The organism is Marinobacter sp. DUT-1 (genome assembly GCF_050379415.1).
In the GTDB taxonomy this organism is placed as follows: Bacteria; Pseudomonadota; Gammaproteobacteria; order Pseudomonadales; family Oleiphilaceae; genus Marinobacter.
The window spans coordinates 671,750-686,992 of sequence record NZ_JBNRLS010000003.1; the positions used below are offsets into that span (position 1 = coordinate 671,750).

14 protein-coding genes are annotated in these 15,243 nt (G+C 58.6%); all 14 read left to right on the forward strand.

The features are described from left to right. The first annotated feature begins 2 nt into the window (after positions 1–2). The 14 genes from ACQUTG_RS13015 (at position 3) to ACQUTG_RS13080 (ending at position 15,239) form a co-directional block, all read left to right on the forward strand. The gene (locus ACQUTG_RS13015) at positions 3–3,149 is read left to right on the forward strand and encodes an efflux RND transporter permease subunit (protein ID WP_428919807.1); all 3,147 of its coding nucleotides are present in this window, start codon (positions 3–5) and stop codon (positions 3,147–3,149) included. Between the two features lie 388 nt (positions 3,150–3,537). Then, entirely contained in the window at positions 3,538–5,424 is a 1,887-nt protein-coding gene (mnmG, locus tag ACQUTG_RS13020) for a tRNA uridine-5-carboxymethylaminomethyl(34) synthesis enzyme MnmG (RefSeq protein ID WP_428919808.1), read from the forward strand. A 9-nt stretch (positions 5,425–5,433) separates the two neighbouring features. Continuing rightward, a complete protein-coding gene (rsmG, locus tag ACQUTG_RS13025) occupies positions 5,434–6,078 on the forward strand; it encodes a 16S rRNA (guanine(527)-N(7))-methyltransferase RsmG (protein ID WP_428919809.1) in 645 nt (214 codons plus the stop codon). A gap of 20 nt (positions 6,079–6,098) precedes the next feature. Continuing rightward, positions 6,099–6,893, forward strand: coding sequence for a ParA family protein (locus tag ACQUTG_RS13030; protein ID WP_343813119.1), 795 nt, complete (start codon positions 6,099–6,101; stop codon positions 6,891–6,893). Between the two features lie 60 nt (positions 6,894–6,953). Further along, a complete protein-coding gene (locus ACQUTG_RS13035; RefSeq protein ID WP_428919810.1) occupies positions 6,954–7,829 on the forward strand; it encodes a ParB/RepB/Spo0J family partition protein in 876 nt (291 codons plus the stop codon). A gap of 269 nt (positions 7,830–8,098) precedes the next feature. Next, a complete protein-coding gene (locus ACQUTG_RS13040; RefSeq protein WP_113861765.1) occupies positions 8,099–8,497 on the forward strand; it encodes a F0F1 ATP synthase subunit I in 399 nt (132 codons plus the stop codon). 19 nt (positions 8,498–8,516) lie between these two features. Then, positions 8,517–9,389: a F0F1 ATP synthase subunit A gene (atpB, locus tag ACQUTG_RS13045; protein WP_428919811.1), complete on the forward strand. Its 873-nt coding sequence runs from the start codon at positions 8,517–8,519 to the stop codon at positions 9,387–9,389. 73 nt (positions 9,390–9,462) lie between these two features. Further along, the gene (atpE, locus tag ACQUTG_RS13050) at positions 9,463–9,720 is read left to right on the forward strand and encodes a F0F1 ATP synthase subunit C (protein ID WP_012138088.1); all 258 of its coding nucleotides are present in this window, start codon (positions 9,463–9,465) and stop codon (positions 9,718–9,720) included. Between the two features lie 68 nt (positions 9,721–9,788). Further along, a complete protein-coding gene (locus tag ACQUTG_RS13055) occupies positions 9,789–10,259 on the forward strand; it encodes a F0F1 ATP synthase subunit B (RefSeq protein WP_322854736.1) in 471 nt (156 codons plus the stop codon). Between the two features lie 15 nt (positions 10,260–10,274). Next, positions 10,275–10,811: a F0F1 ATP synthase subunit delta gene (locus ACQUTG_RS13060; protein ID WP_372987264.1), complete on the forward strand. Its 537-nt coding sequence runs from the start codon at positions 10,275–10,277 to the stop codon at positions 10,809–10,811. Between the two features lie 28 nt (positions 10,812–10,839). Further along, on the forward strand, positions 10,840–12,384 hold the full coding sequence (gene atpA / locus ACQUTG_RS13065; RefSeq protein WP_091998354.1) for a F0F1 ATP synthase subunit alpha: 1,545 nt from the start codon (positions 10,840–10,842) through the stop codon (positions 12,382–12,384). Positions 12,385–12,458: 74 nt separating this feature from the next. After that, entirely contained in the window at positions 12,459–13,322 is an 864-nt protein-coding gene (gene atpG, locus ACQUTG_RS13070; protein ID WP_113861761.1) for a F0F1 ATP synthase subunit gamma, read from the forward strand. A gap of 54 nt (positions 13,323–13,376) precedes the next feature. Continuing rightward, entirely contained in the window at positions 13,377–14,768 is a 1,392-nt protein-coding gene (gene atpD / locus ACQUTG_RS13075; RefSeq protein ID WP_091998350.1) for a F0F1 ATP synthase subunit beta, read from the forward strand. 48 nt (positions 14,769–14,816) lie between these two features. Further along, complete coding sequence (locus ACQUTG_RS13080) at positions 14,817–15,239, forward strand: F0F1 ATP synthase subunit epsilon (protein WP_239037881.1); 423 nt, start codon at positions 14,817–14,819, stop codon at positions 15,237–15,239. Positions 15,240–15,243: the final 4 nt, after the last annotated feature.

Consider the following 15,243-nt stretch of genomic DNA (forward strand, 5'->3'; position numbering starts at 1 on the left):
CCATGGTGTTGTCCGACATTTCCATCAAACGACCCGTCTTTGCCACGGTCCTGAGCCTGCTGATCGTGGTGTTCGGATTGGCGGCCCTGTTCGAGCTGCCGGTCCGGGAATACCCCGACATTGATCCGCCGGTAGTGTCAATTTCCACCGATTACACCGGTGCCGCCGCTGAGGTGGTCGATACCCAGATCACCCAGGTGATTGAGGGGGCCATCAGTGGTATTGAGGGCATCCGCTCCATCGAGTCCTCCACCGAGCAGGGCGAGTCCCGCACCAGCATTGAATTCAACATTTCCCGGGATGTGGATATCGCCGCTAACGATGTGCGTGATGCGGTCTCCCGGGTGGCCAATCAGTTGCCGGACGAGGCCGATGCGCCGGTGGTGCAAAAGGCCGATTCCGATGCCCGGCCGATGATGTGGATAACCTTGCGCAGCCAGGTGTGGGACAGTGCCGAGCTCAGCGATTTTGCCAACCGGGTGCTGGCTGACCGGTTATCCGTACTCGACGGGGTGGCGGATGTCCGCATCGGCGGCGAGCGCCGGTACGCCATCCGGGTCTGGCTTGATCGCGAACGGCTGGCGGCCCGGAACATTACCGTGGCTGAGGTGGAACGGGCGCTGCGTGCCAACAACGTGGAGCTGCCGGCCGGCTCGGTGGATTCCTCCACCCGCAACTTCACGGTGCGGGCCGAGGGCAGGTTATCCACAGTCGAACAATTCCGGGAGCTGGTGATCCGGCGTAATGGCAATGATTTGTTACGCCTGGGTGAAGTGGCCAATGTACAGATGGGGGTGGAGTCGGATGTCAGCCGCCTGCGTGCCAACGGCGAGACTGCCATCGGCATGGGTATCATCCGCCAGTCCAAAGCCAACACCGTGGCGGTGTCGGATGGCGTTCGGGCCGAGCTGGACCGGATCCGGGAAACCCTGCCGCCGGAAGTCACCATCGCCGAGAGCTACGACGAATCGATCTTTATCCGTGCCTCGATCAAGGAGGTGGTGATTACCCTGGCCATTGCCGTTTCCCTGGTCATCCTGGTGATCTTCCTGTTCCTGCGCTCCTGGCGGGCAACCCTGATTCCGGCCGTGACCATTCCCGTTGCGGTCATCGGCGCCTTCATCGGCCTGGGCTTTCTCGGGTTCTCCATCAATGTGCTGACTCTGCTGGCGGTGATTCTTGCTATCGGCCTGGTGGTGGATGATGCCATTGTCATGCTGGAGAACATCCAGCGTCGGATTGATGAGGGCGAGCCGCCCTTGCTCGCCGCCTATCGGGGGGCCAAGCAGGTCGCCTTCGCGGTAATCGCCACTACCCTGACCCTGGTGGCGGTGTTCGTGCCCATCTCGTTCATGGGGGGCAACGTCGGCCGGCTGTTTGCCGAGTTCGGCTTCACCCTCGCCGCAGCCGTGGTGTTTTCCAGCCTCGTGGCCCTGACCCTGGCGCCCATGCTCTGTTCCAAATGGTTGCGCCACAGCCCGGAATCTGCCGAGGGACACCGGCTCTGGGCCGCCAGTGAGACAGTTCTCAATGGGCTGGCCCGGGGTTATGAGCGGCTGTTGCGCTTTTCCCTGAGGATGCCGGGCCTGCTGATCGGCCTGGGCCTGGCAGGCCTCGTCGTCGCGGCCGTGATCTACCCGAAGCTGCCCCAGGAACTGGCTCCCACCGAGGACCGGGGTATCATCATCATGCCCACCAGCGCCCCCCGGGGCTCCACCGTGGAATTCACCGACCATTACGTGCGTAAGGCCGAGGAGAAGCTGCTGCCTTACCTGGATGAAGGAATTGCCAACCGGCTGCTTTCTATCGTCGGCTTCCGGGACGAAGAGGATAACGCCTTCATGATCATGGGGCTGGTGCCCTGGGAACAGCGGGACATCAAGCAGCAAAAGGTGACCAGCGAGATCCGCCAGAAGCTCAGTGACATTTCCGGGATCCGGACGGTGGCAGTGAATCCGCCGGGCCTGGGCCAGCGGGGCTTCAGCCAGCCGGTGGAGTTTGTGATCGCCGGTCCTGACTACGAGTCGGTGCAGGCCTGGAGTGAGGAGATTGTCGAGCGGGCCAATGAAAATCCGAGCTTGCTCAACCTGGAGACGGATTTCGAGCTGACGCGTCCGGAGTTGCGCGTCAACATTGACCGGGAACGGGCGGCGGACCTGGACATCACTATCGAGGATGTCGGCCTGACCATGCAGACCATGCTGGCGTCCCGCCAGGTCACCACCTACCTCGACCGGGGCCGGGAATACGATGTCATCATTCAGGCGACAGATGCCGATAGGGCAACGCCGGCGGATCTGGGCCAGATCTTCCTGCGCCCGCGGGAAGGCGGCAACCTGATTCCGCTGCAGGCTTTGGTGTCGGTGGAGGAAATCGGCGCCAATCCGGACCTGCGCCGGATTGACCGCCTGCCGGCAGTGGTGATCAGCGCTTCCCTGGCGGATGGTTATGATCTCGGTTCGGCGCTGACCTACCTGAATAATCTGGCTGTGGATAACCTGCCGCCGGAGGCGCGGGTCAGCTACAAGGGCCTGTCCCGGGAATTCGAGGAATCCTCCAATGCTGTCTACGTAACCTTTGGTCTGGCCTTTGTGATTGTCTTCCTGGTACTGGCGGCCCAGTTCGAGAGCTGGATCCACCCGCTGATCATCATGCTGACGGTGCCGCTGGGAGTGACCGGTGCCTTGTTGGCGTTGCTGTGGTCAGGCATCAGCCTGAATATCTACAGCCAGATCGGCATCATCATGTTGCTGGGGTTGATGGCCAAGAACGGCATCCTGATCGTGGAGTTTGCCAATCAGCTCCGGGACAAAGGTTATGAGGTCCGGGATGCGATTCTCGAGGGCGCGGTACTGCGTTTCCGCCCGGTATTGATGACCACGATTTCCACGGTGTTTGGTGCCGTTCCGCTGGTGATTGCCACCGGCGCCGGTGCCGAGAGCCGGGCTGCCATCGGCATGGTGATTCTCGGCGGGCTGATTTTCGCTACCACGCTGACCCTGTTCCTGATTCCGGTGCTCTATAACCTGCTGGCCCGGTTCGCCAAGTCCACGAATGCCGTGGAGCAGGAGCTTGAACGTCTGGCCGCTGGCCAGGCGGGAGGTACCGGGCTGGCGAGGGCACCGCAAAAACGGGCGGATGATTTCTGAGTTAGGACTCTTGTGGCGGTAAACTCCGAGAATTCTGTGGAAAAATAAATGGACAAAACGCGGATAACCTCTGAATTCATTTTAGATAGTTTAATTAAAACAATAATTTAAGGTGATTTTTCGGCCTAACGGCATGCCTCTGAATCTGTGGATAACTTTTTGAAAACTTTTCTGAGAAGAGTCTTCCAAGCCACTGAAAAAGCAAAAATTTCGGTTATTACTTATACAGATTCGGGATTATTCCGGGGGTTATCAACAAGTGCTCCTGCGACGGTGACTTTCAAGTGTCGCCGACTCTGGTTAAAATTTGCACATCCTGACTGCATTTTCCACGGCGAGGCGTTATACTCGCCGCCCTGTTTTTATCCCCCGATTTCCGAGGTGAAGAGTGGACTTTCCGACCCGTTTCGATGTCATTGTCATTGGTGGTGGCCACGCCGGTACCGAAGCCGCGCTGGCTTCAGCGCGCATGGGTTCGCAAACCCTGCTGCTGACCCACAACATTGAGACCCTGGGCCAGATGTCCTGCAACCCGGCGATCGGCGGGATCGGCAAGAGCCACCTGGTCAAGGAAATCGACGCCCTTGGCGGTGTCATGGCCCGTGCCACCGACCATGCCGGTATCCAGTTCCGGGTACTCAACAGCCGCAAGGGTCCGGCGGTGCGCGCCACCCGCGCCCAGGCCGACCGGGTGCTGTACAAGGCGGCGATCCGCCATACCCTGGAAAACCAGCCCAACCTGACCCTGTTCCAGCAGGCAGCGGATGATCTGGTTGTGGAAAACGATCAGGTGGTGGGCGTGGTGACCCAGACCGGCATCCGCTTCAACGCCAAAACCGTCGTATTGACCACCGGTACCTTCCTCGGCGGTGTTATCCACATCGGCATGCAGCACCACTCCGGTGGCCGTGCCGGCGATGCGCCGGCCAACGCCCTGGCCAAACGCCTGCGCGAACTTCCATTCAACGTCGGCCGCCTGAAAACCGGCACCCCGCCCCGGATCGATGCCCGGTCTGTGGATTTCTCGGTGATGGACGAGCAATGGGGTGACAACCCGACCCCGGTGATGTCGTTCATCGGCAGCCGGGATGAACATCCCGAGCAGATCTGCTGCTATGTGACCCGTACTACGGAGCAGACCCACGACATCATCCGCAGCGGTTTTGACCGTTCCCCCATGTTTGCCGGCAGCATCGAGGGCGTTGGCCCGCGCTATTGCCCGTCGATCGAGGACAAGGTGAACCGGTTTGCGGACAAGGATTCACACCAGATTTTTGTGGAGCCCGAGGGGCTGACCACCAACGAACTGTACCCGAACGGCATCTCCACCAGCCTGCCGTTCGATATCCAGCTGGCGGCGGTGCGCTCGATTCCCGGCTTCGAGAACGCCCATATCACCCGGCCCGGCTATGCCATCGAATACGATTACCTGAACCCGCAGGACCTGCGCCACACCCTGGAAACCAAGTTCATCCAGGGCCTCTACTTCGCCGGCCAGATCAACGGCACCACCGGTTACGAAGAAGCCGGTGCCCAAGGCCTGCTGGCGGGTATCAATGCGTCCCTGCGTGCGCAGGAGAAGGACGAATGGTATCCACGCCGGGATGAAGCCTATCTCGGCGTGCTGGTGGACGATCTGATCACCATGGGTACCAACGAGCCCTATCGCATGTTCACCAGCCGCGCCGAATACCGGCTGATCCTTCGGGAAGACAACGCCGACCTGCGCCTGACCGAGACCGGTCGCAAGTTGGGTCTGGTGGATGATGAACGCTGGCAGAAGTTCAACGATAAGCGTGAAGGCATCACCAAAGAACGTAGCCGGCTGGAATCCACCCGGATCCACCCGAACACCGAGGCCGGCGAGCGGGCCAATGGCTTCCTGAAACAGCCCATGGCTCGCGATCAGTCGCTGGCGGAGTTGCTGCGTCGCCCGGAGATTGCCTACAACCAGATTGCCGAGATTGGCGGTGAGCGGGCCGAAGATCCGAACGTGGCCGATCAGGTTGAAATCGAGATCAAGTACGAAGGTTATATCTCCCGCCAGGCGGATGAGATCGAACGTCTGCGCAAGAACGAGAACACCCCGTTGCCCATCGATCTGGACTACGATGTGATCGGCGGTCTGTCCAACGAGATCAAGCAGAAACTCAAGGATGTGCGGCCGGAGACTGTGGCGCAGGCGTCCCGCATTCAGGGCGTCACTCCGGCGGCCGTGAGCCAGATCCTGGTGCACCTGAAAAAGCGGGACCTGCTGCGCAAGCAGAGCGCCTGAGTCAAGCCCATGACGCGAACACTCTGGCAACGCCAGCTCCGGGACGGGCTGGCCGAGATGAATCTGTCCCTGACCGACGGCCGGCAGCAACAGTTGTTGGCCTTTCTGGCTTTGCTCAACAAGTGGAACAAGGCGTATAACCTCACCGCCGTGCGCGACGAACGGGTGATGGTCTCGCGCCAGCTGCTGGACAGCTTGAGCATCCTGCCGTGGGTCACCACGGATCACCTGCTCGATGTCGGTGCCGGAGGCGGTTTGCCGGGCATTCCCCTGGCCATCGCCCTGCCGGAAAAGCGCTTTACCCTGCTCGACAGCAATGGCAAGAAGACCCGGTTCCTGAACCAGTGTGTGCTGGAACTGGGGCTGGACAACGTGGACGTGATTCACGGCCGGGCCGAGGACTGCCAGCCCGACCCGCTGTTCACCCAGATCAGCAGCCGCGCCTTCACGGCTCTGGATAACCTGGTGACCTGGTGCGGCTCGCTGCTGGACAATGAGGGCGAGTTCCTTGCCATGAAAGGTCAGTTTCCGGATGATGAGGTAGCTGCCCTTCCGGCTGGCTGGCAGGTAAAATCCAGCCATTCCCTGAAGGTTCCCGGTGCAGATGGCGAGCGGCATTTGCTGGTCGTTGCCCGGGCAGAGCATTCCCGGTAACCCGCAACAGGAGGCAAAACATGGCGCGCGTGATTGCAGTGACCAATCAGAAAGGCGGTGTGGGCAAGACCACCACCTGCGTCAACCTGGCTGCCTCCCTGGCTGCAACCAAGCGGCGTGTGTTGCTGGTGGATATGGATCCCCAGGGTAACGCCACCATGGGCAGTGGTGTGGACAAGAATGCCCTGGAGTTGTCCGGTTATGACGTACTGACCAAGCGCGCGACGCCGGCGGAGGTGATTGTCACCGTGGAAAACGCCGGTTTTGACCTGCTGCCGGCCAATGGCGACCTGACCGCCGCGGAAGTGGAGCTGATGAATGAAATCGGCCGGGAACACCGCCTGCGTCTGTCCCTGAACAGCATCCGGGACAGCTACGATTATATTCTCATCGACTGTCCGCCGTCCCTGAACCTGCTCACCGTCAATGCGTTGTCGGCGGCGGATTCGGTGCTGATTCCCATGCAGTGCGAGTACTATGCACTCGAAGGTCTGGCGGCGCTGATGAACACGGTGGAGCAGATCCAGGAAACCGTGAATCCGAACCTGGAGATCGAGGGCCTGCTGCGCACCATGTACGATCCGCGCAACAGCCTGACCCTGGATGTGTCGGCCCAGCTGGCGGAGTTTTTCGGTGACAAGGTCTATCGTGCCGTGATCCCCCGTAACGTCCGGCTGGCGGAAGCCCCGAGCTACGGTCTGCCGGCCCTGAAGTACGATCGTGCCTCCAAGGGTGCCGTCGCTTACCTGGCCCTGGCGGGTGAAATGGTCCGCCGCCATGGCTCGAAAAAGACATCCGAGCCGGTTGCGGTGTAACATACCGGGCCGTTGGCACACGATACACAACGCTTTTCAACGGGAAGAATGACAGACACCATGGCGGCGAAGAAACGAGGATTGGGTGAGCGTGGACTGGGAGCCCTGCTGCAGGGTTCGAAGGTCAACCTGAACCAGGAGGTGAAGGACCACGACGGTGAGCTGCGCGAGATTCCCATCGATCTGGTTCAGCGCGGCCGCTATCAGCCCCGCCGGGACATGGATCCCGCCGCCCTGCAGGAACTGGCTGATTCCATCCGCCAACAGGGGGTGATGCAGCCGGTGGTGGTGCGTCCCATCGCCGAGGGCCGCTTTGAGCTGATTGCCGGTGAACGCCGGTGGCGGGCCGCCCAGATTGCCGAGCTCGACAGTCTTCCCGCCATCATCCGCGATGTGCCTGATGAAGCCGCCATCGCGATGGCGCTGATCGAGAACATCCAGCGCGAAAACCTCAATCCCATCGAGGAAGCCTTTGCCCTGCAGCGCCTGCAGGACGAGTTCGGGCTCACCCAGGCCCAGGTCGCCGAGGCTGTGGGTAAATCCCGGACCACCATCACCAACCTGCTGCGACTGATCGGACTGACCGAGGATGTCCGGTTGATGCTCGAACACGGTGACCTGGAGATGGGCCACGGCCGGGCCATGCTGACCCTGCCCCCGGAACTGCAGATGCAGGTGGCCCGCCAGGTGGTGGCCAAGTCGCTGTCGGTGCGACAGACCGAAGCGCTGGTGCGCCGGGTCCAGCAACAGTCGCCCGAGGGCAAGTCGAAGGACAAGGGCGCCCTTGATCCCAACATCCGGGCCCTTCAGGACGATCTGGCCGAGCGCCTTGGTGCCCGTGTCTCCATCAGTCATGGTCAGCGCGGCAAAGGCAAGCTGGTGATCGAATACAGTTCGCTGGACGAGCTTGATGGCATTCTGGGCCACATCAAGTAGCCGGAATTTTTTCCTACTCTTTTCGACCCCCTACGAAAGTCCGTATCGGGTCTCTCACACAACATGTAGTGTTCAAAAAATGGTCCCACGCCTATTTGTGTGCGACCGGCATGAACTGCACTGATTTCAGGCCATCCGGGCCCCTGTAGCGCAGTCGGATTTGTTGATTCGTGCACATTGAACACATATAATCTGCCGCGCTTGTATCGGTGTATTTGTTTATTTTTTAGGCCGAATCGAGTCGAAAACACCGAATTCCCGGGAAAAACATGACGAAGGCAACCCCGAGCGGTATCCGCCGCCCGCCCATCGCACGATGGTTCTTGATTGAAAGTGTGATCCTTGTCGTCGTCAGCCTGGCCTTTTTGTTACGCAGCCAGGTCGCAGGTTACTCAGCGCTACTGGGCGGTCTTATTTTTCTGCTGCCCCATGGTTACTTTGCGCTCAAGGCATTCCGCTACTCCGGCGCGCGGTCTGCCAAAAAGATCATGAGTTCTTTTTACCAGGGTGAGGCCGGCAAGCTCATCCTGTGCGCCATCCTCTTCACGATGGTGTTCAAATGGATTCAGCCGCTTGATATAGCGGCACTTTTTTTAACATTTGCGATCATGCTGGTCACCAACTGGTTGACACCGCTTCTGGCGGGCAGCAATACGCAGCAAAGCTAACTGGACCTGGGAACCCGTTATGGCAGGAAGTGCATCCGAATATATACAGCATCACCTCCAGAACCTGACCTACGGTAAACTGCCGGCCGGATATGAGCGCGCCGACGGTTCCGTGGTTGAAGAAGCCACCTGGACACTGGCCCGCACCGGCCAGGAAGCCTCCGACATGGGCTTCTGGGCGTTGCACATCGATTCTCTGGGCTGGGCCGTGGGCCTCGGCGCTCTGTTCCTCTTTCTGTTCCGCATGGCGGCCAAGCGCGCCACTTCCGATCAGCCCGGCGGGCTTCAGAATTTCGTCGAAGTGATGGTCGAGTTCGTGGATAACAGCGTGAAGGAAACCTTCCACGGCAAGAACAAGGTGATTGCCCCGCTGTCCCTGACCATCTTCTGCTGGATTTTCCTGATGAACCTGATGGACCTGGTGCCGGTGGACTTCCTGCCCCAGCTGTTCCACCTGATGGGTCTGGAATACATGAAGGTCGTTCCGACCACCGACGTGAACGTGACCCTGGGTATGTCCCTGTCCGTATTCGCGCTGATCATCTACTACAGCCTGAAGGTGAAGGGTGTGGGTGGCTTCCTCGGTGAGTTGACTCTGCACCCCTTCTCTTCCGACAACCTGTTCCTGAAGATCCTGCTGGTGCCGGTGAACTTCCTGCTCGAGGGGGTGAGCCTGATTGCCAAGCCGATCTCACTGGCTCTGCGTCTGTTCGGTAATCTGTACGCCGGCGAGCTGATCTTCATCCTGATTGCACTGCTGCCGCTGTGGGCGCAGTGGACGCTGTCTGTACCCTGGGCGATCTTCCACATCCTGGTTATCACCCTGCAGGCATTCATCTTCATGATGTTGACGATCGTGTACCTGAGCATGGCTCACGAAGACAGTCACTGATCGGACACCATTGAACCGTAGTCTTAAACCCTAAACCCTTAAACTGAAAACCTAACTGAAACTGGGAGTTATCATGGAAACTGTAGTTGGAATGACCGCTATTGCTGTTGCACTGCTGATCGGCCTGGGTGCCCTGGGTACTGCAATCGGCTTTGGTATCCTCGGTGGCAAGTTCCTGGAAGGCGCTGCGCGTCAGCCGGAAATGACCCCGATGCTGCAGGTTAAAATGTTCATCGTTGCTGGTCTGCTGGACGCCGTAACCATGATCGGTGTTGGTATTGCGCTGTTCTTCACTTTCGCCAACCCGTTTGTCGGCCAGATCGCCGGTTAATCGAGTCGCCAGCCGGGGGCTTTACCCCGGTCAGATGATTCTTAACAAAACAGGCGAGAGGTGAAGACGTGAACATTAATTTGACGATGATTGGTCAAGCCATCGCGTTCTTTATCTTTGTCGTCTTCTGCATGAAGTATGTGTGGCCGCCAATCATGGCCGCACTGCAGGAGCGTCAAAAGAAGATCGCTGACGGACTGGCTGCCTCAGACCGCGCTGCGCGCGATCTGGAACTGGCTCAGGAAAAGTCAGCTCAGGAACTGCGTGAAGCCAAGCAGCAAGCTGCTGGTCTGATTGAACAGGCCAACAAGCGCGCGGCCCAGATTGTGGAAGCATCCAAGGATGACGCCCGCAAGGAAGGCCAGAAGCTGATTGAGCAGGCCAAGGCCGAAATTGAACAGGAGCGCAATCAGGCTCGTGACGCCCTGCGTGCAGAAATTGCCGCAATCGCTGTCGCCGGTGCTGAGAAGATCCTGGAAACCTCTGTCGATGCCTCCAAGCACAACGAGATGTTGGAAAAACTGGCGGCAGAACTTTAAACGGCGAGGTTCATCATGGCAGAACTGAGAACGCTGGCCCGTCCATACGCGAAAGCAGCATTTGCAGCCGCCCAGGAGCATAAAGAGCTGGCTGAGTGGTCCCAGGTGCTGACGATTGCCGGACAGGTCACCGCGAATGAAGACATTCGACAGCTTCTCGCGAATCCGGGTCTGGAGGAGCAGAAGAAAGCCGAGCTGATTCTGGAGGTCGTCGAGGACGGCGTCACCGAGCAGGTTCGCAATTTCTTCGCTGTACTGGCAGAAAACCGCCGGCTGACTCTTCTTCCTGAGATTGCAGCGCTCTTCAACACGTACCGGGCTGATCTGGAGCGCACTGTTGATATCGACGTCACCGCCGCATTCGAGCTGACGGACGAACAGCAACAGAAGCTCGCCCAGGCGCTCTCCGAAAAACTCGAGCGGAAAGTGTCACTCGCAGCGTCAACTGACAAGTCTCTGATTGGCGGTGTGATCATCCGCACCGGCGATATGGTCATTGACGCATCTGTACGCGGAAAGCTGAACAAGCTGGCCGACGCTCTGGGCTCCTGATTTCAGCACAAGGTTTGAGGATATTGGCATGCAGCAACTGAATCCATCCGAGATCAGTGACATCATCAAGAAGAGAATCGAGAAGCTCGATATCTCTTCCGAAGCAAAGAACGAAGGTACGATTCTGTCCGTTTCTGACGGTATCGTGCTGATCCACGGTCTCGCCGACGTTATGTACGGTGAGATGATTGAATTCGCCAACGGCACTTTCGGCATGGCTCTGAACCTGGAGCGTGATTCCGTTGGTGCGGTTGTACTGGGTGACTACGAAGATCTGGCCGAAGGTCAGAAGGTTCGTTGTACCGGCCGCATCCTGGAAGTTCCGGTAGGTCCGGAGCTGATGGGTCGTGTGGTTGACGCCCTGGGTAATCCGATCGACGGTAAGGGCGATCTGGGCACCGAGCTGACCTCCCCGGTCGAGAAGGTTGCACCTGGTGTTATCGCTCGTCAGTCCGTTGACGAGCCGGTCCAGACCGGTCTGAAAGCCATCGACACCATGGTGCCGATCGGTCGCGGTCAGCGTGAGCTGATCATCGGTGACCGTCAGATCGGTAAGACTGCGGTTGCGATCGACGCGATCATCAACCAGAAGGACACCGGCATCAAGTGTATCTACGTTGCCGTTGGCCAGAAGCAGTCTTCTATCGCCGCTGTGGTACGTAAGCTCGAAGAGCACGGTGCCATGGACCACACCATCGTGGTTGCCGCCGGTGCTGCGGATCCTGCTTCCATGCAGTTCCTGGCTCCGTACGCCGGTACCTCCATGGGTGAATACTTCCGTGACCGTGGTCAGGATGCCCTGATCATTTACGACGACCTGTCCAAGCAGGCTGTGGCTTACCGCCAGATCTCCCTGCTGCTGCGTCGTCCTCCGGGCCGTGAAGCTTACCCGGGTGACGTATTCTACCTGCACTCACGTCTGCTCGAGCGCGCTTCCCGCGTTAACGCTGACTACGTGGAGGAGTTCACCAACGGTGAAGTGAAAGGCAAGACCGGTTCCCTGACCGCACTGCCGATCATCGAGACCCAGGCCGGTGACGTTTCCGCATTCGTACCGACCAACGTGATCTCCATCACCGACGGCCAGATCTTCCTGGAAACCAACCTGTTCAACTCCGGCATCCGTCCGGCTATGAACGCCGGTATCTCCGTATCCCGGGTAGGTGGTTCCGCCCAGACCAAGATCATGAAGAAGCTCGGCGGTAACATCCGTCTGGCCCTGGCCCAGTATCGTGAACTGGCCGCTTTCGCCCAGTTTGCTTCCGATCTCGACGAAGCAACCCGTAAGCAGCTTGAGCACGGTCAGCGTGTTACGGAACTCATGAAGCAGAACCAGTACAGCCCGATGTCCGTGGCTGAGATGGGCACGGTTCTGTTTGCAGCCAACGAAGGCTTCCTGGACGACGTTGATGTCGACAAGGTGGTTAAGTTTGAAGCGCAGATGCTCGACTGGATGCGCTCCGAGCAGAAAGACCTCCTCGACAAGATCAACGAGAAGGGCGATTACAACGACGAAATCGCTTCCGGCCTGAAAGCTGCACTTGAGAAATTCAAGACCACTCAGAGCTGGTAAGAAATCGGGCCTGCGGCATCAGTCGCGGGCCGCTTTCGTAGCAACGAGTGTCTAACTTGAGAAGGCAGTGAGTTATGGCCGTCGGCAAAGAAATACGTAACCAGATTTCAAGCATCAAGAGCACGCAGAAAATCACCAGCGCCATGGAAATGGTGGCTGCGAGTAAGATGCGGAAGGCTCAGGAGCGCATGCAGGCGACTCGCCCGTATGCCGACAAGATGCGTCAGGTGATCGGGCACATTGCCAAGGCGAATGCTCAGTACAAGCACCCGTTCATGGTCGAGCGCGACGTCAAGCGCGTGGGCTATATCGTGGTGTCGACTGATCGTGGCCTCTGCGGTGGTCTGAACATCAACCTGTTCAAAGCGCTTGTCCGTGAAATGAAAGCGTGGAAAGAAAAAGGGGTCGAAACCGATCTGTGCGCCATCGGGCAGAAAGGGGCTTCCTTTTTCCGGAGCTACGGCGGCAATGTCGTCGCGGCGCTGACCCATCTGGGTGACAGCCCGAGCTCCGAAAAACTCATCGGCAACGTCAAGGTCATGTTGGACGCGTTCTCGGAAGGCAAGATCGATCGCCTTTACGTGGTAAGCAACGAGTTCGTCAACACCATGACCCAGAGCCCGAAGGTGGAGCAGCTTCTGCCCCTGCCTCCGAGCGAGGACGAAGAAGAGATCAAGAACCAGTGGGATTATCTCTACGAGCCCGATGCCAGGCAGATCCTCGATGGCCTTCTGCCACGTTTTATTGAATCCCAGGTATACCAGGGTGTGGTAGAGAATCTGGCATGTGAACAGGCAGCCCGGATGATCGCCATGAAGAGCGCAACTGATAACGCCGGTAGCATTATCGACGAACTTCAGCTGGCCTATAACAAGGCGCGTCAGGCAGCCATCACCCAAGAGATTTCAGAGATTGTGAGTGGTGCGGCTTCGGTCTGATCACCCCACGATCCAACTGGTTTTATTGACTATCAAGATAACGAGGAACCGAGCATGAGTAGCGGACAAATCGTTCAGATCATTGGCGCGGTTATCGACGTGGAATTCCCACGTGACTCCGTACCCAACGTATATGACGCACTGCTGCTTGAAGGTGGCGAAACAACTCTGGAAGTCCAGCAGCAGCTGGGTGACGGCATTGTTCGTACCATCGCCATGGGCAGCACCGAGGGCCTGAAGCGTGGCCTGAAAGCAGAAAACACCGGCAAGCCGATCTCTGTACCGGTTGGTACACAGACTCTGGGCCGGATCATGGACGTTCTGGGTCGTCCCATCGACGAGCAGGGCGACATCGGCGAAGAAGAGCGCTGGGCTATCCACCGCAAGGCACCGGGCTATGCCGATCAGGCAGCCTCTGCCGACCTGCTGGAAACCGGCATCAAGGTTATCGACCTGATCTGCCCGTTCGCCAAGGGTGGTAAGGTTGGCCTGTTCGGTGGTGCCGGTGTAGGCAAGACCGTAAACATGATGGAGCTGATCAACAACATCGCGAAAGAGCACTCCGGTCTCTCCGTATTCGCGGGTGTTGGTGAGCGGACCCGGGAAGGTAACGACTTCTACTATGAAATGAAGGAGTCCAACGTTCTCGATAAGGTTGCCATGGTTTACGGCCAGATGAACGAGCCTCCCGGAAACCGCCTGCGTGTGGCCCTGACCGGTCTCACCATGGCCGAGAAGTTCCGTGACGAAGGTCGTGACGTACTGTTGTTCGTTGACAACATCTACCGTTACACCCTCGCCGGTACCGAGGTATCTGCACTGCTGGGCCGTATGCCGTCCGCGGTAGGTTACCAGCCGACCCTGGCCGAAGAGATGGGTCAGCTGCAGGAGCGGATCACTTCCACCAAGACCGGTTCCATCACGTCCATCCAGGCGGTATACGTACCGGCGGATGACTTGACCGACCCGTCTCCGGCCACCACCTTCTCGCACCTGGATGCGACTGTGGTACTGAGCCGTGACATCGCCTCCAAGGGTATCTACCCGGCGATCGATCCGCTGGATTCCACCTCTCGTCAGCTGGATCCGCTGATCATCGGTCAAGAGCACTATGAAGTGGCTCGTGGCGTGCAGACCAACCTGCAGCGCTACAAGGAACTGAAAGACATCATCGCCATCCTGGGTATGGACGAACTGTCAGAAGAAGACAAGCTGACCGTTGCCCGTGCCCGTAAGATCGAGCGTTTTCTGTCCCAGCCGTTCCACGTTGCTGAAGTATTCACCGGTTCCCCCGGTAAGTATGTGTCTCTGAAGGAGACCATCAGCAGCTTTAAGGGCATCCTCAACGGTGACTATGACGACATGCCTGAGCAGGCGTTCTACATGGTCGGTACCATCGAGGAAGCGGTCGAGAAAGCGAAGGAAATGAAGAGCAAGGGCGAGTAAACTGAAGCCTGAGCCCGAATTTCCGGATCGATCAAAGAGGCAACTGACATGGGTATGACCGTGCATTGTGACGTGGTAAGTGCCGAAACAAAGATCTATTCCGGATTGGTAGAGATGCTGATCGCAGCGGGTTCTGAAGGTGACCTGGGTATTGCCCCGGGTCACACTCCGCTGCTGACCCAGCTGAAGCCTGGCCCCATTCGGATCATCAAGCAGGGCGGTGAGGAAGAAATTCTTTACGTGTCCGGCGGATATCTGGAGGTCCAGCCCAATCTGGTGACTTTGCTGGCAGACACAGCCGTTCGTGCAAAGGATGTGGACGAAGCTGCTGCGCTTGAAGCCCAGAAAGAGGCTGAGAAGGCACTTGCCGACAAGACCGGTGAATTCGAGTATTCCCGTGCCGCTGCGGAACTGGCCGAGGCTGTCGCACAGCTTCGGACTATCCAGCAGCTGCGTAACAAAATGCGCTGAGCAT

Coding starts and splice junctions, on each gene's coding strand:
- ACQUTG_RS13015 (WP_428919807.1), top strand. CDS start 3: ATGGTGTTGTCCGACATTTCCATCAAACGACCCGTCTTTGCCACGGTC.
- rsmG (WP_428919809.1), top strand. CDS start 5,434: ATGACGCGAACACTCTGGCAACGCCAGCTCCGGGACGGGCTGGCCGAG.
- ACQUTG_RS13030 (WP_343813119.1), top strand. CDS start 6,099: ATGGCGCGCGTGATTGCAGTGACCAATCAGAAAGGCGGTGTGGGCAAG.
- ACQUTG_RS13035 (WP_428919810.1), top strand. CDS start 6,954: ATGGCGGCGAAGAAACGAGGATTGGGTGAGCGTGGACTGGGAGCCCTG.
- ACQUTG_RS13040 (WP_113861765.1), top strand. CDS start 8,099: ATGACGAAGGCAACCCCGAGCGGTATCCGCCGCCCGCCCATCGCACGA.
- atpB (WP_428919811.1), top strand. CDS start 8,517: ATGGCAGGAAGTGCATCCGAATATATACAGCATCACCTCCAGAACCTG.
- atpE (WP_012138088.1), top strand. CDS start 9,463: ATGGAAACTGTAGTTGGAATGACCGCTATTGCTGTTGCACTGCTGATC.
- ACQUTG_RS13060 (WP_372987264.1), top strand. CDS start 10,275: ATGGCAGAACTGAGAACGCTGGCCCGTCCATACGCGAAAGCAGCATTT.
- atpA (WP_091998354.1), top strand. CDS start 10,840: ATGCAGCAACTGAATCCATCCGAGATCAGTGACATCATCAAGAAGAGA.
- atpG (WP_113861761.1), top strand. CDS start 12,459: ATGGCCGTCGGCAAAGAAATACGTAACCAGATTTCAAGCATCAAGAGC.
- atpD (WP_091998350.1), top strand. CDS start 13,377: ATGAGTAGCGGACAAATCGTTCAGATCATTGGCGCGGTTATCGACGTG.
- ACQUTG_RS13080 (WP_239037881.1), top strand. CDS start 14,817: ATGGGTATGACCGTGCATTGTGACGTGGTAAGTGCCGAAACAAAGATC.